Raw genomic sequence first — 26,141 nt, forward strand, 5'->3', positions numbered from 1 at the left:
TGGCGATGGCCTCCAGCGTCGCCGGTCAGTCCTGGGACTGGCCCGTTCTGGATTTTTCCGATCCGGCCCAACGCCAGTTCGGCGATTACGAGCTGCTGGCCGAACTCGGCCGTGGCGGAATGGGCGTGGTCTACCGCGCGCGCCAGCGCAGCCTGGATCGCGAGGTCGCGCTCAAGTTCATCGCCGCCGGCATGGCCGATCCGCTGCAGGTGGCGCGTTTTCTCGGCGAGGCGCGCGCGGCGGCCAAGCTGGTGCATCCGAACATCGTGCCGGTGTTCGAAGTCGGCTCGGTCGGCGAGGTGCATTACTTCTCGATGCCGCTGATCGACGGCGAGACCCTGGATGCCCGCCTGAAGCGGCAGAAGCCGCCCCGCGCGGAGCTGCTGGCGCTGATGATCAAGGTCTGCGAGGCCCTGGACTACGCCCATCGCCTGGGCCTGCTGCACCTCGACCTCAAGCCGGCCAACATCCTGATCGACCCGCGCGGCGAGCCGCTGGTGGCGGACTTCGGCCTGGCGCGACAGATGGACGCGGACGGTGGCGTCAAGGCGCAGGAGGTGTCCGGCACGCCGGCTTACATGGCGCCCGAGCAGATCCTGATCGAGCAGTACCGGCTGACGGTCGCCACCGACATCTATGCCCTGGGTGCGCTGCTCTACCGCAGCCTGTCCGGCGTGTCGCCGCATGGCGAGGGCGCCTCCGCCGACCTGATCCGGCGCGCCCTGGCCGGGCAGATCCGCCCGCTGGAGCAGGCCGGCGTGGACCGCGACCTGGCCGCGGTCTGCGCGGTGCCTCGCGCTCGATCCGCGCGACCGCTACGCCAGCGTGCGCGAGCTGGCGGCGGACCTGCGCCGCGTGGAGGCGGGCATCGAGGTCAGCGTGCGCCGCCCGGGCTGGCTCGAGCGCACCCGCCGCTGGATCCGGCGCGAACCGAAGCTCGCGCTGGCGCAGGCGGTCGCCTTCGCCGCGATCACCCTCGGTGCCGCAAGCGGTGTCGTGCTGGGGCAGCAGTCGGAGGCCGCGCGGCAGGGCGAGGCCGAGCAGCGCGAGCGCGCCCTGCTCGCGGCCGAACTCGGCGGCCGGCTGTACGCCCATTCACTGCAAGGAGATCCGTCGCCAGTCGGCAGCGCCCAGCCAGCCAACGCCGATCCGCGCGTCGCCGCTCTGCGCCGCGAGCAGCGCGCCGCCCAGGCCGTGATCGAGTGGCTGCAGCAACGCCTGCCGGAGGATCCCGCGCGCCAGGCGGCAGTGCTCGGCGACTTCGCGCGGGCGCTGAAGGATGCACAGGCGCAGGGGCCGGTGCAGATGCTGCTGCGCAATGTGATCGAGGTGATGGGCGTGGGCTACCGCCAGCAGGTGATCGCGGCGCTGGAGGCCAAGGGCAGCGCCGATGCGCTGGCGCTGGCGGCCATCGTCGCCTGGCAGGAGGAGTCGAAGCTGGCCCAGCCGCTGCGCGTCAAGCAGTTGCTGGACCGTGCGTTGGCGATCGTTCCGGATCACCCGCTGGCGCTGCGCGTATCGGCGCTGTATTGCGCGGGTCCGATGCAGGACCAGTGCGCCCAGGCCGATGCCGCCGAGCGCCTGGTGCAGGCGGCGCCTGACGACGCCTGGGCCTGGTTGCTGCTGGCGGCCCGCCGCCAAGGGCCGGAGGCCTACGCGGCCTTGCATGAGGCCGCCCAACGCGACCAGTTCGGTCTGTGGCTGGTCGATGCGCGCTCGGCGCAATTGGATGCCATCCGCGCCTCGGGTATCGCGCCGCCGGCGCTGATGGCCGTGCCGGCCGAAATCCTGCACCCGGGTGCGCCGGTGGACCTGACCATTGCCAGCCTGTCGGCGTGGACCCAGCCCTACTTCTGGATTACGTCGGTGGTGCGGATGTGCAATCCGCAGGCCGGATTCCCGGCGATGCCGGACGACCCGCAGGTCAGTGACGACTGCATTCGCGTCGGATCGCGACTGGCGCTCGAAGCAGGCGATCCGGCAACCGCGGGTATCGCGGCAACCATCGTGGCAAAACTGGCGCCGCAGTCGCCGGAGCAGCAGCAGATCCTGGCCCAACAGTTGCGCCGCGAGTGGCTGGCGCATTCGCTGCGGGGCCTGACGCCAGCGCAGCGCGCGCAGTTCCCGGCCGAACCCTACGATGAAGTCCGGCGCGCGCAGGGCGATCTGGCAGCGATGGCGGCAATGGTGGCGGCGAGCGGGCTGCCGACCGAGCCGCCGGCTGGCTGGGAGCCGCCGGCGGGAGACCGCGCGACCGCGGCGCGCTGAGGCGCGGCCCCTGGGCGCGGTGGCTGGCGTGTATCTTGGTTCTGCTCCCGTCCGCCACCGCCACCCATGGATCCACATCGCTGGCAACGTATCCGCACACTGTTCGAAGGCGCGCTGGCTCTGGATGAAGCCGCGCGCCCGGCCTGGCTGGACGCGCAGTGCGCGGCCGATGCGGAACTGCGGCCTGAGGTGGACGCGCTGCTGCATGCGGACGCGAAGGCCGAGACTCAGGCACTGGCGATGGACGCCGTCGCGCCCGATCTGGTCCGCGACATGGCCGCCAGCGAGCGCGCAGGGCAGGGTCAGGAACTGGCAGGCAAACGCCTCGGGCCCTGGCGCCTGGTGCGCGAGATCGGCCGCGGCGGCATGGGCGCGGTCTGGCTGGCCGAACGCGACGATGGCGAGTACGCGCAGCAGGCCGCGGTCAAGCTGGTCAATCCCGGCTGGGACGCGGGTGAGTTGCTGCGACGCTTCCGCGCCGAGCGCCAGATCCTCGCCGGACTGAACCACCCGCACATCGCGCGCCTGCTCGACGGCGGCGTGTCCGCGGACGGCAAGCCCTACCTGGTGCTCGAATACGTGGACGGCGCCAGCATCGGCGACCACTGCGACCGCGCGCAGCTGTCGCTGGCGGCGCGCCTGGAGCTGTTCCTGGACGTCTGCGCCGCGGTGGCGCATGCCCACCGCAGCCTGGTGGTGCACCGCGACCTGAAGCCTTCGAACATCCTGGTCGACCGCGATGGCCGGGTGAAACTGCTCGACTTCGGCATCGCCAAGCTGATCGAACCGGGCGCCGATGCGGGCGTGTCGGTGCTGCGCGCCTTCACCCCCGAGTACGCCGCGCCCGAGCAGGTGCGCGGCGAGCCGGCCACCACCGGGGTGGACGTCTACGCCCTCGGGCTGCTGCTGTACCAGTTGCTGACCGGGCGCCGCGCGCACGCGCCGACCGCATCGACCCCTGCGGCTTACGAGCAGGCGATCCTGACCCAGGAGCCCGAGCGTCCCTCGCGCGCCGTGGCGCAGACCGATCCGGCAGCCGTCGAGCGTGCGCGGGCGCGCGACCTCGACCCGCCCCGTCTGGCGGCGCAGTTGCGCGGCGATCTCGATGCCATCGTCATGAAGGCACTGCGCAAGGATCCGGCCGAGCGGTATGCCTCAGTCGCGGCCCTGGCGGATGACATCGAGCGCTTCCTCGGAAAGCGGCCGGTCGCCGCGCGCCGCGGAAACTGGCGCTACCGTGCGCGGCGCTTCCTGCAGCGGCATGCCTTGTCGACCGGGCTGGCGGCGCTGGCGCTCGCGGGGTTGATCGGTGGCCTGGCAGTGGCGTTGTGGCAGGCCGACATCGCTCGTCGGGAGCGCGACGCCGCCGAGCGAGCGGGGCGCGAGGCGCGCGCCGTGTCCGAGTTCCTGACCAAGGTCTTCGCCGAGGCCGATCCGGGCAACACCGACGGGCGCGATCCACCGGCCAGCGAGCTCTTGCGCGCGGGCGTCGAACAGATCGCGCTGGCGACTGACCTGGCGCCTGCGACACGCTCGGCGATGTACTACGCCCTCGGCGAGGCACAGCTTGGCCGCAGCGATTACGCCCAGGGCCAGGCGCTGATGCAGCGTGCGCTGGATGAGGCTGGCGACGACCCGCACGCGCGGATGCGCGGCCTGCTGGGTGTGGGCGTGGCACTCAACCAGCAGGGGCGTTTCGATGACTCCTGGGCGCGCTATGACGAGGCGCGAGCCTGGCTGGCGCGCCACCCCGGCCTGGATCCGGCACTGGGCGACCAGCTCGATTACCTGTCCGCGGTCAACCTGATGAACCAGAATCGCAAGGACGAGGCGAGCGAGCTGCTGGGTGCGCTGGTGGAGCGTTTCCAGCGCCGCGGACAGGCGCTCGACGATGCGGCGGTGCAGGCCAACGGCATGTACGTCTACCTGCTCGGCGCGATGAAGCGCACGGACCAGGCGCTGGCGGTCTCTGGCGCGCTGTATCGCATCGCCAAGGCCGATCCGGACCAGCCCCTGACGCGCCTCGCCACCATCGTCGGCGCGCACGCCTACGCCCTGATGAGTGCGCAGAAGCTGGTCGAAGCCGAGCCGCTGTTCCGCGAGGCGCTGGCGATCAACGAGCGGATTTACGGGGTAGGGCACCTCGGCACGGCAGTTTCCCTGAACAACATCGCGATCTGCCTCGGGCGCCAGGGCCGGCATGCAGAGTCCGCCGCCCTGCTGGAAAAGGCGATCGCGATCCGTCGCGAGAAGCTGCCCAAGGACCATCCGGACCTCGGGCACACGTTGAACAACGCCGGGTCCGCCTATGAAAAGGCTGGCGACACGACCAATGCCTTGCAGGCCTACACCGAAGCGGTCGAACTATGGCGCCGCGCCGGGGTCAAGCCCGCGCAATGGACCCTGCGCGCCATGCATGGTCGGGCGCGGGTGCTGGAGCAAACCGGGCGTCCTGCCGAGGCGCTGGCGATGGCCGAAGAATTGCAGCCGCTGACCGACGGCAATGTCGAGTACGAGGGCCAGGCAGGCAAGGACCTGGAGGCGTTGATCGGGCGTTTGCGACAGTAGGGTGCCCCCCCCCCCCCCCCCCCCCTGCCCCGTGCCCCGTGCCGTCAATCCACCACCAACCGCAGCCGCGCGTATCGCCCGTGCTCGGCAATCGCCAGCACATCCACCGGGCCGCGCTGCTCGTAGGCGTGCACGAAGGGTTGCTCGGCGGGCAGCAGCGCCTGGTATTCCCCGTTGACCAACCAACGCACGCTGCTGCTGGCGCCGTGCACCGTCAGCGCCGCGCGCGGGCCGTTTCGGGAGCCGGGCAGGCGGCGCAGGTGGGCACCGTCGGGCAGGCCATCGATGCGCAGCGGATCGAGTGTGTCCAGGCCATCCGGCGCGCAGTCGGGCCGCCGCGGCGGCAACTGCTGGCGGCGCGCCAGCGACGGCGCCAGCCAGGCGTCCAGTTCGCGGGGCCAGCGTGCGATTTGCTGCAGCTCGCCGCTGTCTGCCGCGCAGCCCAGCGTCAGGCGCAGGCGTGTGCGCGGGTCGACCCGGATCTCGACCAGCGGCATCCAGCCCTCCATCTCACCGGGCGCAGAGAGGGTCGGCGGCGTGCGTCCGGCGAGGGTCCATGCGCGCCGCTTGCGCAGGCATTGCGTCGCGGGCGTGTCGGCTGCGGCGCGGCCCAGCGGCCAGCAGACTTCGGTCTCGCGCACGTCGGCCGGTGGCTGCTCGCGCGGCGAGCGTCGCGGCAGCGAGAGCAGCAGCTGGCGCAGCAGCGGCAGCGCGGTGTCGGCGCCCATCGCGCCCGGCAGCGGTGTGCCATCCGGGCGCCCGATCCACACGCCGGCGCTGTAGTCCGGCGTGCTGCCGATCGCCCAGGCATCGCGGAAGCCGTAACTGGTGCCGGTTTTCCAGCTGAGGTGTGGGTGCGCGCGCTCGCGCAGCATGTGGCGCACGATGTAGGCGGCACCGGCGCTGAGGATCCGCCGCTGCTGCGGCGGCTCCTCGCGCAGCAGGCGTGGGCGCAGGCTGGCGCCGGCGTGTGCGAGCGCCGAGTGCGCGCCGACCAGCGCCTCCAGCGTGGTCGCGCCGCCGCCGAGCGCGAGGCTCAGGTTCGGCACGCCGCCCGCCGGCATTGCCAGGCGCAGCCCCACGTGCGCCAGCTTCGCGGCGAAGCGCTCGGGCGACACGCGGTCCAGCAGCTGCACCGCCGGCAGGTTCAGCGAGCGCTTCAGGGCCTCGCTGGCGGCCGCCGGCCCGGTGAAGCGCATGTCGAAGTTCTGCGGGCGGTAGTCCTGGAAGTCGAGCGGCACGTCCAGCAGCAGGCTTTCCGAATGGATCAGGCCTTCGTCCAGCGCCAGCCCGTAGATGAAGGGCTTGAGGGTCGAGCCGGGGCTGCGCTGCGCGCGCGCCAGGTCGAGGTGGCCGGCGCGGCGGCTGTCGCCGAACTCGACACCGCCGACATAGGCGAGCACCGCGCCATCGCGGTGGTCCATGACCATCAGCGCGCCCGAGGTCCGCGGATCGAGGCGATCGGCGTACTCGGTCATACGCGCCTCGGCTGCCATCTGCAGTTCCAGGTCGATGGTGCTGCGGATCACCGCGGCGCCCGGCTGCGCGCGGCGCAGTCGCTGCGCCAGGTGCGGCGCCCACATCGGCACCGCCAGGCGCCGCGATTCGACAGGTTCGCGCATCGCGTCGGCGGCTTGCGCCGGCGTGATCACGCCGAGGTCCGCCATGCGCCGGAGCACCTTGTCGCGCGCCGCGCGCGCGGCCTCGGGGTGGCGATCCGGGCGTAGCCGCGACGGCGCCTGCGGCAGTGCCACCAGCAGCGCCGCCTCGGCCAGGCTGAGGCTGGACGGCGGCTTGCCGAGGTAGGCGTGGCTGGCTGCGGCGACGCCCTGGACGGTGCCGCCGAAGGGCGCGTAGTTCAGGTACAGGTCGAGGATCTCACGCTTGGACAAGCGTGCTTCAAGTTGCAGCGCGCGGAACATCTGGCGCAGTTTGCCGGCCAGCGAGCGCGGCTGCGGCTCGATCAGCCGCGCCACCTGCATGGTCAGGGTCGAGGCGCCGCTGACGATCTCGCGGTGCCACAGCGCCTGCGCCGCCGCGCGCGCCACCGCCGCCGGGTTGACCCCGGGGTGGCGGTAGAAATGGCGGTCCTCGAAGGCGAACAGCGCGCGGAAATAGTCCGGCGCCACCGCATCCTGGGTCACCGCGAAGCGCCACGCCCCCGACGGCGCCGGAAACGCCCGCAGCGGCCGGTCTGCACGATCCACCACCACCGTGCTGAGATCGTCCGTCAGCCGCGGCAGCGGCGGCGGAAACAGCCAGTCGAGCGCGAGTGCCAGCAGGATGGACGCGAGGACCAGGATGGCCAGTCGCGTGCGTCGGCGTAGCGTCGCCAAGGTCCGATGTCTCCAGGCGTGCGGAAGCGGGGCAGGGGGCGGGGGGCAAGGGACCAGGTTGGCGGTGGGTCCGAACTGCGAGGCGGCTTGGATTTCGTGGCCTTGGCCGGCACCGACCGACGAAAAGAACAGGTTGCGCCCCAAGACGGTTCTCCTACCCCCTGATCGATGTCTCCAGGCGTGCGAAAGCGGGGCAGGGGGCGGGGGGCAAGGGACCCGGTTGGCGGCGCGTTCGGACTGCGAGGAGGCTTGCATTCCCTGGGCCTTGGCGGGCACCAATCCGCGAGATTGTCAGAGTGCGCCTCAAAACAGGCCCCTTGACCCCTGACCCCTGCCCCACTCTTGGCTCCCACCTCACTCCACCACCAGCCGCCCCATCACCGCCTCGCCCTGGCCGCGCACCTGCGGGCGGTACATGTCCTCGACGAAGGGCGGGGGCACGATGTAGTCGCCCGGGGTGACCGCGCGGACCACGTAGAACAGGTTGATGTTGCCGCCGTGCCAGGCCTGCAGGTCGATGGCGGCGAGGTAGCGGTCGTCCTTGTACTCCTGGCGGCGCAGCACCTGGCCGTAGTCCCAGTCGGTCACCGGGCGCTGTTCGATCTTGACGTTGGCAAGTTCGGCAAAGTCGCCGAGGTGCAGGTTCTCCACTTCCAGGCCGCCGGGCTGCAGGTCGACCAGCACTGCGTCGCGGATGTCGCGCTCGGCCTGCACCCGCAGATGCACCAGCAGGCGGTCGCCCTGCTTCAGGTGGTTGCCGGTGAACGGCGTCCCGTCCAGCGTGTAGTACTCGCGCGAGATGGCGACCTGGCTCTGGTCGGCGGGCGGCGCGGTCTTGCCGTAGCCGACGCTGTTCCACTCGATGTACAGGGTGCCGGCCGACTCCAGTGTGGCCGCGACCTTCGGGAGCACATCGGCGTCGAACTCGGTGCTGAACTGGCGTGCGGCCTGGATCGGCAGGCGCGACTCGCCGCTGTCAAAATGGCCGGCCAGCGGGTCGCCGGGTTCGCCCAGCAAACGCACGCCCAGGCGCACCAGCGCGAGCGATTCGTCGATGTTGAGGTAGCTGCCCTTCCAGCGCCCGTCGCGGCTGCGCCCGGCCAGGTTGCGCGACAGCGGCAGCAGCTTCTGCTGCCATGCGGGCGACATCAGGCCGGCCTCCAGCAGCAGCGCCTGGGTCCACGCGAGGTCGCGCTCGCTGGAGCCGTAGTCGCCGATGCCCCAGGCGCTGTCCCAATTGCCGTTCAGGGCCAGCGCCAGCATCTGCTCAGCCAGTGCGCCGTCGCCCATGGTGCGCAGCGCCAGCGCCAGCTGCACCAGCGGCAGCATGGTCTTGCTGTCCTTCGCGCGCTCGTTGGCGAGCGTACGCAGGGTGCCGATCGGCGCGCCGTTGTTGAGGCTCAGGACCCAGGCCGCGTAGGCGTTGTTGGCGAAGCGGATCGCCTCATGGTGCTCGCGCCCGAGGTAGGCATTGCCGCCGTTCTGCAGGTCCTGGCGCATGCGATCGAGCGTGCGGTTCAGCGCGTCGGCGTCCACCCGGTAGCCGGCCTGGCGCGCGCGGATCCAGAATTCGGCGATGTAGGGCGTCAGCTGGGTGTCGACCCAGCTGTCCTTGCCCCACATGTTGAAGTGGCCGAGCGGCGTCTGCGCCGCCAGCGCCTCGTCGATCGCCGATTGCACCAGCGCGCGGCGCTGCGCGTCGTCGAGCACGCGCAGGCCGAAACGTGCGCGCGCGGGCGTGTCGAGCAGCAGGTGCGCGAAGCCGCGCTGGACGTTGAGCTTCAGGTAGCGGTACCACCATTGTTTCTCGGTGATCTCGATGGCGGCCCCGGCGAGCGGCAGCAGCGGCCGGTTGCTGACCGTGAAGGAGATGCGCGCGCCCGGCAGCATGCCGGCGACCAGCGAGGCGGGCGGCCGAGCCGTGGCCGGGCCGGTCAGCGTCTGCTGCTCGATGCGCCGGGTCGGCGCGTACGCCGGGCGCACCACGGTCGACACCGCGCGAGTGACGCTGCCTTCGGTCGAGCTGACGGTCGCGGCGATCTGCGCCGGGCCGATGCGCTCGGCATTGAGGCCCACCAGCAGCGTCTGCTTCGCGCCATCGGCCAGCGGCAATGCTGCGCCGGGCGGGTCGACCAGCGCGATGCCACCGCTCGCCTCCAGCTCGAGGCCGATGTCCTGCTTCGCGCCGCTCATGTTGCGCACGTCGAGCGCAAGCGTCGCGCGGTCGCCGGGCGCCATCGCGCGTGGTGCGGACAGCTGCGCGACCACCGCCTGGCGCACGATGGCCTCGGACTGCGCGCGGCCGAAGCGGTCGTCGCTGAATACCAGCGCGGTGAGCTTCAGGGTGCCGTCGAAGTCCGGCGCGGGGATCTCGATGGTGGCCTTGCCCTGTGCGTCGAGCAGCAGCGGGCCGCGATAGAGGTCGATCAGCTCCACTTCCAGCTTGTCGCGCGGCATGTCAGGCAGTTGCGGCGACTCGCCGTCGCCACCGTAGCGGAGCTTTGCACGCTCGCCAGCGTAGTTCTCGACGATCCGCCCGTAGACGTCGTACAGGTCCAGGGCGTAGCGGCGGCGGCCGAAGAAGAAGCCCGCCGGGTCCGGCACTTCATAACGCGTGATGTTGGTGATGCCGGCGTCCACCGCCGTCAGCACCAGGTACGCACGCTGACCGGCAAGCGCGCTGGCGTCGACGGTCATGCGCATGCTCTGTCCGGGGCGCGTCAGCTTCGGCGCGTCCAGCGCCACCGCGATGCTGCGCTCGCTGCGGTCCAGCGGCAGGTGCGCCATGCCGACCGCGCGCGAGGCGACCAGCGCATCGCGGCTGCCGTCCGGGCGCAGCACCACGGCGCTGATGTAGATGTCGTGCGAGGCGTAGCGCGCGTCGATCGGGATCTCGACCATGGCTTCCGGGCTCGCCTTGATCGGCGCGTGGAACAGTTGCTCGGCGCTCTCGACGACGACGAAACCGGGGCCGGCGTAGGGCGCGTGCAGGGTCAGCTTCGCGGTGTCGCCGACGCGGTAGGCGGCCTTGTCGAGTTCCATCCGGATCTGGTCCGGGCGCGGCTCGCGCGCGATCTCGGTGTCGCCGCCCCAACTCCAGCCGGCCGAGAAGTGATAGCGCGTCACGACACCGCTCTCGGGGTGGATCAGCTCGACCCAGTAGCCGCCCCATTTGACCGGCACTTCCAGTTCGAACGGGCGCCCGTCGGCAGCGAGGTCCACGGTCTTTTCCTCGACCAGCGTGGTGGCGCTGATGATGCTGACGTCGAAGCTGCGGTCGTCGCGGTAGTACCAGCTGTAGTCGCGCCAGTCGCGCAGCACGCGCACGGTCACGCCGGCCACCGCATGGCGCTTGCCCTCGGCATCGGCGGCGATCACGTCGAGCTTCGCGGTGGAGTCGCCGGGCGCGCTGTCGTCATCGAACTGCGGGCGCACACCGAGCAGGACCGGCGCCGGCCAGATCACCCGCTTCAGCACCTTGTTGACCGCGCGGCCGCCGCTCTCGGAGACCTCGCCGAGGATCTTCACCTCGATCGGGCCCTTGTCGCCGGGCACCTGCGACAGGTCGACATAGGTGCTCGCCTTGCCGGCGTCGTCGAAGGTGGCATCGAGCACTTCGGTGGGCGTGCTGTCGAAGCGCGCGCTGGCGTCGCCGAAGTGAAAGTCCGGATGCGCGGCGATCGGGTGCAGCGCAGGCGTCAGCACCATCGAGGCGACGAAGCGGTTGCCGCTGGCGGGTGCGCCGTAGAGGTAGCTGGACGTCGCCTCGATCAGTAGCGATTCGCCCGGCGTCAGCGCTGCCTGGGGACTGTCGAGGTCGATCTTCAGGCGTTCGGGCAGGAACTCCTCGACGTGGATGTCGAAGTTGAAGGGCGCGTTCTCGCCATTGCCGTCGGTCGACAGCCGCAACTTGTACAAACCGGTCTTGGCGCCATCGGCGAGCTGGTGGCTGAAACTCGCGTAGCCGCCGTCGGCCAGGTCCAGCGCGGTCTTGCTCACGCTCTCGCCGTCGGGATCGACCAGTTCGGCGAACAGCGAGCGCTGGCTCGCCGGAAGGTGGCCGTCGTGATCGCGCAGCAACAGGTGGGTGCGCAGGGTTTCGCCCGGCCGGTAGAGGTCGCGGCTGCCCCAGGCATGGATGTCGAAGGGCTGCTGGCTGCGGCCGGTGACCGGTAGCGCCGACAGATCCAGCGCCGGCTGGTTGAACGGCAGCATCGCGATATCGCCGTCGTGCTCGGCGCTGAGCAGCAGCAGTTCGGTGCTGTCGTTCGCGGTTGGGGTCTCGGAGACATTCGCACTGGCTTGCGGCGACACCGTCAGCCAGGCATTGCCGTCGGCGTCCGCGACCGCAGTGCCGAGGTCGCTGCCGCCGTCGCCGAGTGCCTGGATGCGCGTGCCCGCCAGCGGCTTGCCGGTCTCCAGCGAGGCCGCGTGCACCCAGACCTTGTCGCCGTAGCGGCGCGCGTGGATGCCGAGGTCGGTGACCACGAAGAAGGCCGTGTGCCAGGTGTGCGGGAACTGGTTCGGCAGCTTCATCACCGCCATGTAGACGCCCGGCTTGCGCAGCTCCTCGATGCGGTGCACCGGCAGGTAGCTGAGCGCGCGTTCGTCGCGCGGATGCGCCAGCTGAAAAGCGCTGCTGGTAGACCGAGTCGGAGAAATCGGCGATGCGCTCCAGTTCGCTCTTCCAGTCGTATTCCTCCTGCACATCGCCGCCGGCGCGCTTGCGCTGGCTGCGCACGCCGGGCCAGCGGCTGTACTCGGTCGGATAGCCGAGGAAGAAGCCCGCGTGGTTTTCCGGGCGCACGCGCAGAAACTCCACATCGACCGCCTCGACATTAGTGCTGACCACCGGCAGGCCCTGGTGTGCCTCACGCGGGATCACGCTGCCATTGCTCATGAAGCGCGCCTCGGGCGGCAGCGCGTTGGTCGCCAGGGTGGTCTCGAAAGCCTCGCCGAGAGTGCTGCCATCCGCTGCGCGCAGAGTGCCGTCGACGCGCACCTGGTAGGAGGACAATGCCTGCAGGAAGGGGAACTCCAGCGAGCGCGCATCGTGGCTCAGGGTCCAGGCGCCGTCTACCGCGCCGCCCTCGGGCGTGCGGATCTGCGCCAGCGTGTCGAAGGCCTGCGCGGTGTCGAGCGGGCGGTTGAAGCGCAGCACCGCGGTCGGCCGGCCGTTCGCGTTCTCGCTCCTGAGCGATTCGACCGCGAATTCCTTCGAGGGCTGGACCACCTGTGCCAGTGCCAACAGGGTGCAGAAGCACGCCACGAGGATGAAACCGAGCTTGCCCCAGAACGCCACTGGCCTGTTCATGCGCATCTCCGTAATTGTTAAGAAATCGTATCAGGAACCGGGGGCGATGCCGGGCGCCTGCGGGCGCCGGTAGTCAGGATTGCGGCGAATGTCGGGCAGGGAGACCTCAGACCCGTTCAACGCGGAGACGCGGAGGACGCGGAGAAAGGGAACAAGCCAGTTCGATCCGTCATGGCTCCTGCTTCGCTCTGCGTCTCCGCGTTGAACGGGGCAATTCCATGTCCGGAAACGGCGGGACGCGGATTCCGGCACGGCCTAGGCTCGATCCACCCAACGATGGAGCCACACCCATGAGCAACTTCCGACTGATCGGTCTCGATCCGCAGCCCTTCGCGGCCCTGTTCGACCTGGACGACGCCGCGCTGCGCGCCCGTGGCGTGCGCCGCCGGATCGCGGATGCCGACCACGGCTATCCCTGCCGCATCAGCCTCGCCGATGCCGCTGCCGGTGAGGAACTGCTGCTCCTGTCCCACGAACACCTCGCCGAGGACTCGCCCTACCGCGCATCCGGGCCGATCTACATCCGCCGCCATGCGCGGCCGCGCACACTCGCCGTCGGTGAGGTGCCGCCGTACGTCAGCGCGCGCCAGATCTCGCTGCGTGGCTACAGCGCACGCCATTTGATGGTGGACGCGGAAGTCTGCGAGGGCAGCGAGGTGGCGACGCGCATCCAGCGGATGTTCGCCGACGCCAGGATCGCGTACATCCACCTGCACAACGCGCGCCCGGGCTGCTACTCCTGCCGCGCCGAGCGCGCCTGAGGCACCGCTGCCGCGGCCGCGTGGCTACTTCTTCCGCGTGTAGCGGATCTCCATGGTCTTCGCTTCTTTGCCGTCGCGGGTTTCGTACCACTCGAAGTTGTAGTGGTCGTCGTCGATCCAGCGGTCCACCTGGCGCACCGGGATGGTCTTGCCGGGCTGCAGCGGATCGTCCATCTCGCCCATGTAGGTGGTGGCGTTGGTGGCGGCGTCATGCGTGCCGTAGGTGATGAAGATGCCGGTCGACATGCTGTCGATCCAGGTGCTGACGTACTTGCCCTTGAGGTTGTCGTAGCCGGCGATCGCCTTGCCCTCGAAGGGCTGGCCCTGGTAATCGCCTTTGAACAGGGTCTCGATGTAGCGGCCTTCCCACATTGCCCGGGAGGTCGACGTGCCGGTCGACACCGACGCCGGCTTGCCGGGCTCCATCCACATGTGGTTCTCGTAGGTCCAGTCGCCGACCATCTTTGCCAACTGCTTGTGCGGCTCGCCGACGCGGCCCATCTTCTCGTAGGCCTCCATCATGGCCTGCTCCTCGGGCGAGGGTGCCTTGGGCGCGTCTTCGGCCAGCAGCGGCAGCGACAGCGCCGATCCGAGCAGCAGGGTGCAGGCGAAACGGAGTTTCATGGCGGGCTCCTGGATGGGGGTTGGAGACAGAATGTTACTCCGGTGCAGGGTGCGTGAACGGCGCACAAGTCCGCGTAGGCCGGTGTATCGCGCAGCAATTCACCGGCGATGGCACGCGGCAAGTACCCGGTGAAAGCGCAGCGCGCGCACACCGGGCTACACGCCTTGTGCCCTCGCTCAGGATCGCCACGCTAGACTCCGCGCCCCCGAATCGCCGATGCCGCCATGATCGCCTTCCGCAACTTCGCGCTCCGGCGCGGCGAACGCCTGCTGCTGTCGGAGGTCGACGTGGCGCTGCACGACGGCCAGCGGGTCGGCGTGATCGGGCGCAATGGCTGCGGCAAGTCCAGCCTGTTCGCGGCGATCACCGGCGAGCTGGAGCCCGATCGCGGCGATGTCGACGTGCCGGCGCGGCTGCGAGTGGCGAGCGTGGCGCAGGAAACGCCCTCATTGCCGGATCCGGCGCTCGACTTCGTGCTCTCCGGCGACACCGAGGTGCACGCGATCATCCGCGCGGAAGCCGCGGCGATGGCCGCCGAAGACTGGGATGCGGTGGCGCTGGCGCACCAGCAGTTGGCCGAGATCAACGGCTACGACGCCACCGCGCGTGCCGGCAAGTTGCTGCACGGCCTGGGTTTCACGCCGGACACCCACGAGATGCCGGTGTCGGCGTTTTCCGGAGGCTGGCGCGTACGCCTGAACCTGGCGCGGGCGCTGATGATGCCGAGCGATCTGCTGCTGCTCGACGAGCCGACCAACCACCTCGACCTCGACGCGGTGCTGTGGCTGGAACAGTGGCTGCTGAAGTACCCCGGCATGCTGATGATGATCTCGCATGACCGCGAGTTCCTCGACGGCCTGTGCACCCACACCCTGCATCTGAACGATGGCAAGGCCAAGCTCTACACCGGCGACTACACTAGCTTCGAGCGCCAGCGCTCCGAGCATTTGCGCCAGCAGCAGATCGCCTTCGAGAAGGAGCAGGCCGAGCGCGCCCACCTGCAGGCCTTCATCGACCGCTTCAAGGCCTCGGCCGCGCGCGCCAAGCAGGCGCAGTCGCGGGTCAAGCGCCTGGCCAAGCTGACCGGCACCGAGGCGGTGCGCGCCGAGCGCGAGGTACGCATTGCCTTCTCCGATCCGCTCAAGACGCCGTTCTCGCTGATCCGCCTGAACCATGTCGACGCCGGCTACGGCGAGCACACCGTGCTGCACCAGGTGGATTTCCGCCTGGAGGCCGGCGATCGCATCGGCCTGCTCGGCCCCAACGGCGCCGGCAAGTCGACCCTGGTGAAGACCCTGGTCGGCGAACTGGCGCTGCTCGGCGGCGAGCGCGTGGCGCACCCGGACCTGGAACTGGGCTACTTCGCGCAGCACACGGTGGAATCGCTGCACGAAGGGCAGACGCCGATCGACCACATGAAGATGATCGCGCCGGGCGTGTCCACCCAGGATTTCCGCGACTACCTCGGCAAGTGGCAGTTCCCCGGCAACCGCGCCTTCGACCTGGTCGACGGTTTCTCCGGCGGCGAGCGCGCGCGCCTGGCGCTGGCGCTGATCGCCTGGCGCAAGCCGAACGTGCTGCTGCTCGACGAGCCGACCAACCACCTGGACCTGGAAACCCGCGAGGCGCTGGCCGAGGCGCTGAGCGACTTCGGCGGCGCGATCGTGCTGGTCTCGCACGACCGCCACCTGACCGGCCTGGTCTGCAACACCTACTGGCGCGTGGCCGACGGCCACGTCGACGCTTTCGACGGCGACCTCGACGACTACGCCGCCTGGCTGCGCACGCGCGGCGGCAAGACCGGCGAGAAGCGCGCGCTGGCAGCCTGAGTCCGGCTATTCCCCGGGCGCGTCCGCGCGTTGTAGCGAGACATCGACGACTGGCCGGGAGAGCGCGACCTCGGTCTGCTGGTAGCCCGGTACCTCGATGCGCAAGCCGTCGGTGGTCACGCCGATGAGCTGTACGCGGCCGGCCAGGTCGGCGACCAATTCGAAGGGCGGCATGCCGCGCAGCGGCCCGATAGCCAGCACCTGCGTGCGCGGCAACGGCTGGCCATCAGCGCTCAGGCGTAGCTCCACGCTGCGGCCGGGCTGCGCTTCGAGGCGCACCTCGTGCGGGCCGTCCGGCGCCGGGCGGCGCGCGTCGGCGGACGTGCTGTGGAGCACGGTCCACGGGGTCATGACCGCGGCCACGCGGTATTCGCCGGGCGCCGCCAGCGACACCGCCAGGCCCGCGTCGACCCGGCGGAAGTACTCGGCCGCGCTGTCGATCCAAAGCCCATCGATGCGCTGCTGCAGCACGAACACCGGATAGGGACTGCCGGCCGTCCGCTCGGGATCGAGCGGCAGGCTGTTGCTGCTGGCGAGCAGCCAGTCGAGGCGGTCGAGCTCGACCCGGTGGTCGATGCGGCGCTCGCCGAGCTGGTCCGGATGCGCTTCGTCGACGATGAATGCCAGCGACTGGCCCTGCGGCCAGGAAGGCAGCTCGGCATCGCCGGTCGGGAACTGCAGTGCGAACTGCTGTTCGCGCTGGCGATCCACCCCGGCGAAGCGTACGCGGCCGGTGTCGTCGCTGGCCTGGGTGCGCTGGCCGAGTGCGTGCTGCCAGGCCACCTGCACGCCCGCCACCGGCGCATCGCTGCCGCGCGTGACGAAGCGCAGCGTCAGTTCCACCGACAACTGGCGTGCCACGGCGTGCGCGACCGGGTCGATGGCCAGCTCGCTCCATGCGCCGGCGACCAGCGTCAGCGGCGCTTGCTGGGCCTCGATGCCGTCGACCAGCAGCAGGGCTTCGAGCGCCTGCGGCGGCAACGGCGCGAGTTCGTTGGCGCCGGCTGCCAGCGCCCATGGCTGCTCGCCGAAGGCCTGCAGCAGGGCAGGCGAGCGCTGCAGCAGCGATTGCCAGCGGCCGGCGTCCGGCAACTCGCCGCTGCGTCGCAGCAGCAGCGAAATCTCGCCCTCCAGCGCGGCGTCGCGCTGCACGCGCAGGCCGGCAGCGAGCAGCGGTCGCAGCGACACCGGCGCGGTGTCGGCGGTGAAGTCCGCGTGGTACTGGCGCAGGCGGTCGCTGCCGGCGGCCTGCAGCACGTAGCGATCTGCGGCCTCCAGCGTCAGCGGGCCTACCCGCACCGCGCCGTCTGCCTGCAGGGTGGCCGGCAACGTCAGCCAGCGGCGTACCTGGGCGAATTCGGCCGCATCGACGGGCGCGGCACCGGCGGTATCGCGCATGGCCAGGTGGGTGGCCATGTCCTCGGCGGAGATCGTTGCCAGGCCGATGCGCACGCTGGCCGGGTCTGCTGCAATGCCGGCGTCGAGCAGCAGCAGGATCTGCCAGCCGGGGACGGGCTGGGCGTCGGACGCCGGAGCGATGGCTTGGGTGGGGGGCGATGCGGCCTCGACCGGCGAAACCTCCGCGCCCGCCGGTTTGCCAACGCCGGGCGCGTCGACTGCGTCCTCAGGGATCGACACCCAGACCAGCAAAGCGAGGGCGGCCATCGCCGCCGCCGCCAGCCACCACCCGCGCCCGACCGCGACCGCAGGCGCACGCATCACGCGTGCGCCCAGCGGGCGCCCGGGCCGCGGTTCATTCGGCTCAATCGGTATCCGACGATGTGTAGAACGAGATGTACACCGGCGCGTGGTCGGACAGGCCGTTGCGGAAGGTGCACATGTCGGCGATGTAGTCGCGACCGGAGGTCGAGTACTCGCTCACATGGCTGGCCTGGTACCAGAAGTGGTCGTAGGCGCTGGCGTAGGCGCAGCTCGTGTTGATCGAGGTGAGGTCATTGACCTTCCAGCCCACCGCGGGCGACAGTCCGGTCAGGTTGGACCACCAGGTCGATGTGGCTTCCTTGTTGTGGTCGCCGAGCAGGATGACGTCCTGGTCGCTGCTGCTTGCGGACTGCACCGAGCTGAACAGGCTGGCCATCTGCTGGATCTCGGCCTGGCGCTCGGCGGTGGTGCCGAAGATCGCGTGCCAGTTGATGAAGGTGAAGTCGGCGCCGGTGTCCTTCTGGCGCAGCTTGACGATCTGCGGCTCGCGCTCGAACTTGTCGCCGGTGTCGCTCCAGACCGTCGCCGACAGCAGGGTCACGCGGTCGGTGCGGTAGATCACCGCATAGCGTTCCTTGTAGCTGCTGCGGCCGATCGGAGCGGTCACGCTGTAGCTCCAGGTCACCCCACTGACACTGGTCAGCGCGGAGGCCAGGCTGGCGGCGGCGGTGTCGTACATCACTTCCTGCGCGAACAGCACGTCGAAGCCGTTCGCGGCGGTCGAAGTGCTGCCGTACTTCTGCCACACCTGGGTGGCGTAGCCGGTCCAGTTCGTGGACCCGCTCCAGCCGGCGTGCAAGGTGTTCCAGGAGACCACCCGCAGGTAGGCGGCGGACATCGATTGCTGCGAAAACGCGGCCAGCAACAGGCCGCATGCCAACGATGCAACTCGCTTCATGACTCACTCTCCCCAGAGCAAGGACGTCGATCTGCCCCGCTGATCGACCGCCGGCATCTTAGTCCCGCAAGAAGTCGTTTGTATTGCAGCGAATTGCGACGCGCGGCACGGCTTGCACTGCCCGCGCCGCGCGCGCCGCTCAGAAGTCCCAGCGGAAGCCGAAGTAGTAGAAGAGGATGTTGTCGATCTCGTTGAACAGCGCGGAATCGCTGCGCGAGCGCTCGTAGGCCACCTCGCCTTCCAGCGAGAAGTGCTCGCGCCACTGGAACAGCGTGCGCAGCGTCGGCGCGACGCGCGTCAGCTGCGAGCCGGTGACGTTGTCCTGGCGATACCAGCGCACCGCCGGTTCGATGATCCAGCGGCTGCCGACACGGAAGCGCGAGTTCGCCGCCACCAGCCAGGCGTCGTAGACATCGGCACTCAGCCGACTGGTGGTGAAGGTGACTACGCCGGTCTCGGTGAACACACCGCTGCCGATCGCCTGCAGGGTGCCGGTGTAGACATTGCCGGTGCCGGCCTGCGCCGGCAGCGCGCCAAAGCCCTCGGTGCCGGTCAGCGAGGACACCCGGAACTCGCCGCCGATCTGCCAGTGGCTGCTGACCGGCCAGGTCAGGCCGGCAAGCGCCACCTTTGAAATCGGCGTCAGGCCCAGTGCCAGCCGTTCCAGCGCGTCCGCGTCCTCGGTGGCGAGCAGGTCGGCGAGCGTCTGCGTGGGATCGGCCAGCAGCACGTTGGACACCTGGAGTGTCGGCGTGCGGCGGTAGTCGTAGAGGAAATTCAGCACACCGCCCGCCTCGAACTGGTACGAGCCTTGCACCGAGCCCACATTCAACTGGCCGAACCGAAGATCGTAATCGAGCAGGCCGAAGATGCTGGTCAGGTCCTTGAAGTAGCGCAACTCGGTGCCGACCGCCTGGCGGTCGGTGATCCCGTCGACCGCCTGGCGCACGGCGAAGAAGCCCAATCCCAGTCCCTCGATCGGGGTGTCGCCATCGACCGTGAGCGCGAAGAAGCTCGGCCGGTTGCCCAGCACATCCTGGGCCGGCACACCAGCGATGGCGCCCACCCGCCACTTCTCGGTGACGCCCCAGGAGACACTGCCGCCGTCGAAGCGCCCGAGCACGCTGCCGCTGGTCGAGCTCTGGCGCCCCAGGCGCGCGCCCAGGCGCTGCGGCTGGTAACGGAAGTCGCCGTACAGCGCGGTCAGGCGGTTCTCGTTTGGCTGGTCGGCAAGGAAGCTCAGGGTCGCGATGTCGCGCAGCACGAAGCGGTTGTCCCAGTCGCCGCTGCGGATGCGGGTGTTGGCGTCCAGGTTGGTGACCAGCGCGGACTGGTCGGTCTGCGACAGCGTCTGGGTGTCGATCACGGTGGCGTTGGTGGCCGGCGTGACGATGATGTTGTCGGTGCGGATGCGCGAATTGCCGCCGTAATAGGAACTGCTGATGCTGCCCCAGGTGGTCACCTGGCGCGGTCGCGGAGCGCGTCCGCCGGCCACCGCCTGGGCCTCCGGCAGGTCCAGCGCCGCCAGGCGGTCGCGCACCCGCGCGGCGCCTTCGCCATCCGGGTAGAGCTTGAGATACAGCTGGTACTCGGCGCGCGCACGGTCGTTGCTGCCGAGTGCCTCGCGCACCTGGCCGATCAGTTCCTGCGCCTCCTGCGAGGCCGCGTTCGGCGGCAAGTTGAGGATCCGGTTGAGCAGGGCGATCGCGCTGTCGTAATCCTGCCGCGCGAGGGCTTCCTTGCCCTGCGCCAGCATCACCGCAGGGTCATCCGACGCTGCGGCCACGGGTGGCGCCGTTGGCGGCGCCACCGCCGGCGCCTGCGCCCGAAGTTGCAGCACCAGAGAGCGGTTGTCGCTGCCCTGGCCGATGCGCACGAATTCCACCGGCGCCTCGAAGTTGAGGTCCAGCCGGCGCGCGGGGACGCCTCCCTGCGGCGCCAGGTAGCGCACCACGAATGCGGGCAGATCGCGCGTGGGTGGCGATGAGCGGGTGTCCTCGAACACGCCATCGTCGCTGCTCTCACCGGTCACCTGCAGGAAGACCTGCGCCGACGTGCTAGTGGGATCGATCACATGGCGCTGGTAGCGCACCTGCGCCGCGAAGCGCACGGTGATCTGCGCCTGGCCGCCGGCGCCGCTGATCTCGACATCGTCGAGTGCCTGCGCCGAACCTGCGCTGGCATACAACAGCAGCATCCACAGGCCGATTGCGTGGAGAGACATTCGTATCTGCATGGTCTGGTTCCCCCTGGGTAGTGGCCTGGTTCAATCCCAGTCGCCATCGGTGGAGCGGTGGTTCGCCGCGCGCACTTCCTGGATCTGGGTCATGCTGGAATCGGTGTAGACATGGCAGCTGCCGGTGCAGTCCTGCAGTTCGCCGACGGTGTAATAGATGCGCGGCGAATTGACCTTCTTGTGCTCGTCGGCCTCGAAGTCGCTGGCATGGCAGGCCGCGCAGTTCGGGCGGTAGGCCGGGAACTGGTAGGCGATCACTTCGTTGTTGTTGCGATGGCACTCGTTGCAATCCATCGATCCGGCGTGCGCGCGGTAGCCGATCCCGGTGTGCACGTAGTTGAGCAGCGGCATCCAGGCGCTGGTGCGGTGACAGGCGTCGCAGGCGCGCGTGGTGACGAAGTGGTTACCCGGCTTGCCGGTGGCGTTGACGCCGTTGTGGCAGGTGCCGCAACTGCCCGGGATCACGGTGGTGTGGCTGAAGGTGGCCGGCAGCCAGGCTGTGGTGCGGTGGCACACATCGCAGGACTGGGTGGTCGGCAGGTGGTTGGCCGGCTTGCCGGTGGCGGTCGACCCGTTGTGGCAGGTGGCGCAGGCTCCCGGGGTGACGCCCGAGTGGTTGAAGGTGGCCGGGATCCACGCGCTGGTCAGGTGGCAGGTGTCGCAGGCCTGGGTGGTCGGGATGTGGTTGGCCGGTTTGCCGGTGGCGGTCGAACCGTTGTGACAGGTGGCGCAGGCTCCCGGCGTGACTCCCGAATGATTGAAGGTCGCCGGGATCCAGGCACTGGTCAGGTGGCAGGAGTCGCAGGCTTGGGCGGTCGGTATGTGATTGGCCGGCTTGCCGGTGGCGGTCGATCCGTTGTGGCAGGTGGCGCAGCCGCCGGGGGTGACGCCGCTGTGGTTGAAGGTCGCCGGCACCCAGGCGGTGGTGCGATGACAGACGTCGCAGGCCTGGGTGGTCGGCAAGTGGTTGGTCGGCTTGCCGGTGGCGGTCGATCCGTTGTGGCAGGTGGCGCATCCGCCGGGCGTGACGCCGCTGTGGTTGAAGGTGGCGGGCGTCCACGCGGTAGTGCGGTGGCAGGCGTCGCAGGATTCGGTCGTAGGCAGGTGGTTGGAGGGCTTGCCGGTGGCGGTTGAACCGTTGTGGCACGTGGCGCAGCCGCCGGGCGTGACGCCGCTGTGGTTGAAGGTGGCGGGCGTCCATGCGGTGGTGCGGTGGCACGCGTCGCAGGATTCGGTTGTCGGCAGGTGGTTGGAGGGCTTGCCGGTGGCGGTCGAACCGTTGTGGCAACTGGCGCAACCGCCGGGCGTCACGCCGGTGTGGTTGAAGGTGGCCGGCGTCCACGCGGTCGTGCGATGGCACACATCGCAGGCTTGGGTGGTCGGCAAGTGATTGTTGGGCTTGCCAGTGGCAATCGAGCCGTTGTGGCAGCTGGCGCATCCGCCAGGGGTCACGCCGCTGTGGTTGAAGGTCGCGGGCGTCCATGCGGTGGTGCGGTGGCAGGCATCGCACGACTCGGTGGTTGGCAGGTGGTTGGATGGCTTGCCCGCCGCGGTCGATCCGTTGTGGCAACTGGCGCAGGCGCCCGGCGTCACGCCGTTGTGGTTGAACGTCGCCGGCGTCCACGCGGTGGTGCGGTGACAAGCATCGCAGGCCTGGGTGGTCGGCAAGTGATTGTTGGGCTTGCCGCTGGCGATCGTGCCGTTGTGGCAACTGGCGCAACCGCCGGGCGTGACACCAGAGTGGTTGAAGGTCGCCGGTGTCCACGCAGTGGTGCGATGGCAGGCGTCGCAGGATTCGGAGGTCGGCAAGTGATTCGATGGTTTGCCGCTGGCGCTGGAGCCGTTGTGGCAGCTGTTGCAGGTGCCCGGGGTCACGCCGGTGTGGCTGAAGGTGGCCGGTGTCCAGCCGTTGGTGCGGTGACAGACATCGCACTGTTGGCTGGTGGCGATGTGGTTGTTCGGCTTGCCGGTCGCCGTGGTGCCGTTGTGGCAGGAGTTGCAGGTGCCCGGCGTCACGCCGGTGTGGCTGAAGGTGGCTGGCGTCCAGCCGTTGGTGCGGTGGCAGACATCGCACTGCTGGCTGGTGGCGATGTGGTTGTTCGGCTTGCCGCTCGCCTGGGTGCCGTTGTGGCAGGAATTGCAGGTTCCCGGCGTCACGCCGGTGTGGCTGAAGGTGGCCGGCGTCCAGTCGTTGGTGCGGTGGCAGACATCGCACTGTTGGCTGGTGGCGATGTGGTTGTTCGGCTTGCCGGTCGCCGTGGTGCCGTTGTGGCAGCTGTTGCAGGTGCCTGGCGTCACGCCGGTGTGACTGAAGGTGGCCGGCGTCCACGCATTGGTGCGGTGGCAGGCGTCGCACTGCTGGCTGGTCGGGACGTGGTTGTTCGGTTTGCCGCTGGCCTGGGTTCCGTTGTGGCAGGAGTTGCAGCTGCCGGCGGAGACGCCGCTATGGCTGAAGGTGGCCGGGGTCCAGGCGTTGTTGCGGTGGCAGACATCGCACTGCTGGCTGGTCGGGACGTGGTTGTTCGGTTTGCCGCTGGCCTGGGTTCCGTTGTGGCAGGTGTTGCAGCTGCCGGCGGAGACACCGTTGTGGCTGAAGGTGGCCGGAGTCCACGCGTTGGTGCGGTGGCAGACATCGCACTGCTGGCTGGTCGGGACGTGGTTGTTCGGCTTGCCGCTGGCCTGGGTGCCGTTGTGGCAGGAATTGCAGGTGCCGGCGGAGACGCCGTTGTGGCTGAAAGTGGCCGGAGTCCACGCATTGGTGCGGTGGCAGACATCGCACTGCTGGCTGGTGGCGATGTGGTTGTTCGGTTTGCCGCTGGCCTGGGTGCCGTTGTGGCAGCTGTTGCAGGTGCCGGCGGATACGCCGTTGTGGCTGAAGGTGGCCGGTGTCCAGCCGTTGGTGCGGTGGCAGACATCGCACTGCTGGCTGGTGGCGATGTGGTTGTTCGGCTTGCCGCTGGCCTGGGTGCCGTTGTGGCAGCTGTTGCAGGTGCCGGCGGTCACGCCCGTGTGGCTGAAGGTGGCCGGTGTCCAGCCGTTGGTGCGGTGGCAGACATCGCACTGCTGGCTGGTGGCGATGTGGTTGTTGGGCTTGCCGCTCGCCTGGGTGCCATTGTGGCAGCTGTTGCAGGTAGCGGCGGCGACGCCGCTGTGGCTGAAGGTCGCCGGTGTCCAGCCGTTGGTGCGGTGGCACACATCGCATTGCTGGCTGGTGGCGATGTGGTTGTTCGGCTTGCCGCTGGCATGGGTGCCGTTGTGGCAGGAGTTGCAGGTGCCGGCGGAGACGCTGCGATGATCGAACAGCGCCGGTGACCAGGCGCCCGTGCGGTGGCAGGTGTCGCAGCTCTGCGAAGTGGCGACATGCCCGGAGTCCTTGCCGATCGCAGTCACGCCGTTATGGCAACTCGCGCAACTGCCGCTGGCGGCCTCGGCGTGGGAGAACTTGGCTGGAGACCAGGCGTTGCTGCGGTGGCAAGCCTCGCAACTGGCGCCATTGACGCTGACATGCTGCTGCGGCAACTGGGTGGTCTGGAAGCGCGAACCGCGCCCGTGGCAGCTGCTGCACTCCTTGGGTGTGCCCTTGAGCACGCCGTTCAGATGGCAGCTTTCGCATTTCGCATCGCGATGCGCACCGGTCAGCGCGAATCCGGTGCCGACGTGATCGAAATCCGGTCCGCCTTGCGTGGCGGCCATGGCCGCCGGGCCCGCAATGACCGACGCGATCAGGATCAGCCCCAGCCGCAGCACGGTTCGGATCAGGGACGGAGCGCAACGGGCGGGACTGCGGGCGTTCATGGCGATTTCCCCGGAACTCGCGGATTGACCTCGGTGAACGAGGTTGTGCTGTGGCAACGCGCGCACTGGCGACCGAAGCCACCGTCGTGCGCGTCGTCTTCGCTGTGGCAACCGGCGCAGTCGCCGCTCAGGCGCGCTCCGCGCTGCGGCGTGTGGCAGCTGGCGCAGCGGGTCTTGCGGTGCGCGCCGTCGAGCGCGAATCGGGTCAGCGTGTGGTCGTAGTCCCACAGCGCCCAGGCGCGTGCGTTGTGGCAGCTCGCGCAGTCATTGCCGTAGCGGCCTTCGTGAGCATCGTCGTCAGCGTGGCAGCTGGCGCAGTCGGCCTGCGTGTCAGCGAACAGCTGGGTGCGGTGGCACTCATCGCATTCGAGCGCGCGGTGGCTGCCGATCAGCGGGAAGCGGCCGCGGTCGTGCTCGTAATGACCGGGTTTCCATGCCTGCTCGTCGTGGCAATCTACGCAAGCCTCGCCCAGGCGGGTCTCGTGCACATCGTCCTTGCGGTGGCACTCGACGCAGGTGGAGGGCGGTGTGAACTCGGCCACCGGCTTGCTGTGACAGCCCTCGCACTTGGCCTTCGCGTGCGCGCCGCGCAAGGCGAAATCGGTCGCGCGGTTGTGGTCGAACAGGCTCCGCTGCCAGTCGCTGGCATCGTGGCAATCAGCGCAGGCGTCGCCGTTGCGCCCATGGTGGCTGTCGTCCTCGCGGTGGCAGGCCACGCAGGCCTTGCCGGTGCCGCGATAGTGCGTCGCATCCGCATGGCAGCCGCTACAGGCCGCGCCGACATGCTTGCCGAGCAGCGGAAACTCGCTGCGGGCATGATCGAAGCGCACGGCGCGGCGCCAGTCGCCGCTGTCGTGGCAGTCCTCACAGCGGCCGCCGAGATTGCCGCGGTGGCGGTCGTCCTCGCGATGGCAACTGGCGCATTCCTGCGCTGCGCCGCGGTACTCGCCGGCGCGCGGGTGGCACTGCGCGCATGCGGCATCGCGGTGGGCGCCGAGCAGCGGCCAGCCGGTCTGCGCATGGTCGTAGCGCGCTGTCTTCCAGTCACTGTCGACATGGCATTGGGCGCACTCTGTGCCCATCGCGCCGCGATGGGCGTCGTCCTCGCGGTGGCAGTCCACGCAGGCCTGCGACAGCCGCGGCTCGACCCGCGATTCGAGGTGGCACCCCTTGCATTCGAGCGTTGCGTGCGCGCCGGCCAGGCGGAACTCGGTCCGGCCGTGGTCGAAATCCTCTACCTCGATCCAGTCGTTGGCGTTGTGGCAGTCCCCGCAATCCGCGCCCAGGCGCCCGTCGTGACGGTCGTCGTCGCGATGGCAGGCCTTGCAGTCCGCGGGTGCTTCGCGGCGCTTGCGACCTGCCGTGTGGCAATCGACGCACTCCGCCGCGGTGTGCTTGCCGGCGAGCGAAAAATCGGTCAGCGCGTGATCGAAACGGGCTTCGTCCAGCTGCGAGATGCTGGCGTCCAGGCCGAGATGCTCGCCATGGCAGGCGGCGCAGGCTCGCGCCGGTTGGCGCCCGTGCAGGCCACGATGGGCCTGGATGTCGCTGGCGGTGTCCTCGTGACAGTCCAGGCAGAGTCTTGGCTGAGCATCGCGTTCGAAGGAGGCGTGGCAGCGCCCGCAGTCGGCTTCGTATTTGTGGTGCGCACGCGCCACCGGCCCCGGCATCAGCGCGCGTTCCAGCGCGCCCGCGTGGACCGAGCTGCACAGCCACAGGCACAACCATGCCAGAATGCCGAGCAATGATCGGTTTTTTCCCGGCCAGCCATGGAGCAGATGTGCCGGCA

The 26,141-nt window shown here is 69.6% G+C and carries 12 protein-coding genes and 1 pseudogene; 4 read left to right on the top strand and 9 right to left on the bottom strand.

Going from position 1 to position 26,141, the window contains the following annotated elements:
- The first annotated feature begins 5 nt into the window (after nt 1–5).
- Both IPK27_10540 and IPK27_10545 read left to right on the top strand, forming a co-directional pair.
- A complete protein-coding gene (locus tag IPK27_10540) occupies nt 6–1,601 on the top strand; it encodes a serine/threonine protein kinase (protein MBK8068039.1) in 1,596 nt (531 codons plus the stop codon).
- 733 nt (nt 1,602–2,334) lie between these two features.
- Entirely contained in the window at nt 2,335–4,836 is a 2,502-nt protein-coding gene (locus IPK27_10545) for a serine/threonine protein kinase (protein MBK8068040.1), read from the top strand.
- A gap of 44 nt (nt 4,837–4,880) precedes the next feature.
- Here IPK27_10545 and pbpC read toward each other — a convergent pair whose 3' ends face one another.
- The 3 genes and pseudogenes from pbpC to IPK27_10560 form a co-directional block, all read right to left on the bottom strand.
- Complete coding sequence (pbpC, locus tag IPK27_10550) at nt 4,881–7,427, bottom strand: penicillin-binding protein 1C (protein ID MBK8068041.1); 2,547 nt, start codon at nt 7,425–7,427, stop codon at nt 4,881–4,883.
- A 99-nt stretch (nt 7,428–7,526) separates the two neighbouring features.
- Complete coding sequence (locus IPK27_10555) at nt 7,527–11,756, bottom strand: alpha-2-macroglobulin family protein (GenBank protein MBK8068042.1); 4,230 nt, start codon at nt 11,754–11,756, stop codon at nt 7,527–7,529.
- A gap of 340 nt (nt 11,757–12,096) precedes the next feature.
- A pseudogene (locus IPK27_10560) lies at nt 12,097–12,492 on the bottom strand (hypothetical protein).
- Nucleotides 12,493–12,776: 284 nt separating this feature from the next.
- Here IPK27_10560 and IPK27_10565 point away from each other — a divergent pair.
- Nucleotides 12,777–13,247 (top strand): DUF1203 domain-containing protein, encoded by a 471-nt coding sequence (locus IPK27_10565; protein MBK8068043.1) that lies wholly within the window; start codon nt 12,777–12,779, stop codon nt 13,245–13,247.
- 24 nt (nt 13,248–13,271) lie between these two features.
- Here IPK27_10565 and IPK27_10570 read toward each other — a convergent pair whose 3' ends face one another.
- Complete coding sequence (locus IPK27_10570) at nt 13,272–13,871, bottom strand: DUF1579 domain-containing protein (GenBank protein MBK8068044.1); 600 nt, start codon at nt 13,869–13,871, stop codon at nt 13,272–13,274.
- 225 nt (nt 13,872–14,096) lie between these two features.
- Between IPK27_10570 and IPK27_10575 the strand changes: the two genes are divergently transcribed.
- Nucleotides 14,097–15,701 carry an ABC-F family ATP-binding cassette domain-containing protein gene (locus IPK27_10575; protein MBK8068045.1) on the top strand — a complete coding sequence of 535 codons (1,605 nt, stop codon included), beginning with the start codon at nt 14,097–14,099 and terminating at the stop codon, nt 15,699–15,701.
- A gap of 6 nt (nt 15,702–15,707) precedes the next feature.
- On the opposite strand, the gene IPK27_10580 is transcribed toward IPK27_10575, so the two are convergent.
- The 5 genes from IPK27_10580 to IPK27_10600 all read right to left on the bottom strand — a co-directional run bounded on the left by IPK27_10580 (nt 15,708) and on the right by IPK27_10600 (nt 26,097).
- On the bottom strand, nt 15,708–17,420 hold the full coding sequence (locus IPK27_10580; GenBank protein ID MBK8068046.1) for a hypothetical protein: 1,713 nt from the start codon (nt 17,418–17,420) through the stop codon (nt 15,708–15,710).
- Between the two features lie 43 nt (nt 17,421–17,463).
- Nucleotides 17,464–18,321 carry a deoxyribonuclease I gene (locus IPK27_10585; protein ID MBK8068047.1) on the bottom strand — a complete coding sequence of 286 codons (858 nt, stop codon included), beginning with the start codon at nt 18,319–18,321 and terminating at the stop codon, nt 17,464–17,466.
- Nucleotides 18,322–18,460: 139 nt separating this feature from the next.
- Nucleotides 18,461–20,545 (bottom strand): hypothetical protein, encoded by a 2,085-nt coding sequence (locus IPK27_10590; protein ID MBK8068048.1) that lies wholly within the window; start codon nt 20,543–20,545, stop codon nt 18,461–18,463.
- Nucleotides 20,546–20,587: 42 nt separating this feature from the next.
- Nucleotides 20,588–24,352: a hypothetical protein gene (locus tag IPK27_10595; protein ID MBK8068049.1), complete on the bottom strand. Its 3,765-nt coding sequence runs from the start codon at nt 24,350–24,352 to the stop codon at nt 20,588–20,590.
- Nucleotides 24,349–26,097, bottom strand: a complete 1,749-nt coding sequence (locus IPK27_10600) for a cytochrome C (GenBank protein ID MBK8068050.1) — start codon at nt 26,095–26,097, stop codon at nt 24,349–24,351. Before IPK27_10600 ends, IPK27_10595 begins: the two co-directional genes overlap by 4 nt.
- Nucleotides 26,098–26,141 lie beyond the last annotated feature (44 nt).

Source organism: Rhodanobacteraceae bacterium (assembly GCA_016713135.1).
Lineage (GTDB): Bacteria > Pseudomonadota > Gammaproteobacteria > Xanthomonadales > SZUA-5 > JADKFD01.

What these genes read in the sequence shown, in the direction of transcription:
- IPK27_10545 (MBK8068040.1), top strand. Translation starts at nt 2,335, where the DNA reads ATGGATCCACATCGCTGGCAACGTATCCGCACACTGTTCGAAGGCGCG.
- IPK27_10570 (MBK8068044.1), bottom strand. Translation starts at nt 13,871, where the DNA reads ATGAAACTCCGTTTCGCCTGCACCCTGCTGCTCGGATCGGCGCTGTCG.
- pbpC (MBK8068041.1), bottom strand. Translation starts at nt 7,427, where the DNA reads ATGCAAGCCTCCTCGCAGTCCGAACGCGCCGCCAACCGGGTCCCTTGC.
- IPK27_10590 (MBK8068048.1), bottom strand. Translation starts at nt 20,545, where the DNA reads ATGTCTCTCCACGCAATCGGCCTGTGGATGCTGCTGTTGTATGCCAGC.
- IPK27_10595 (MBK8068049.1), bottom strand. Translation starts at nt 24,352, where the DNA reads ATGAACGCCCGCAGTCCCGCCCGTTGCGCTCCGTCCCTGATCCGAACC.
- IPK27_10575 (MBK8068045.1), top strand. Translation starts at nt 14,097, where the DNA reads ATGATCGCCTTCCGCAACTTCGCGCTCCGGCGCGGCGAACGCCTGCTG.
- IPK27_10580 (MBK8068046.1), bottom strand. Translation starts at nt 17,420, where the DNA reads ATGCGTGCGCCTGCGGTCGCGGTCGGGCGCGGGTGGTGGCTGGCGGCG.
- IPK27_10565 (MBK8068043.1), top strand. Translation starts at nt 12,777, where the DNA reads ATGAGCAACTTCCGACTGATCGGTCTCGATCCGCAGCCCTTCGCGGCC.
- IPK27_10540 (MBK8068039.1), top strand. Translation starts at nt 6, where the DNA reads ATGGCCTCCAGCGTCGCCGGTCAGTCCTGGGACTGGCCCGTTCTGGAT.
- IPK27_10585 (MBK8068047.1), bottom strand. Translation starts at nt 18,321, where the DNA reads ATGAAGCGAGTTGCATCGTTGGCATGCGGCCTGTTGCTGGCCGCGTTT.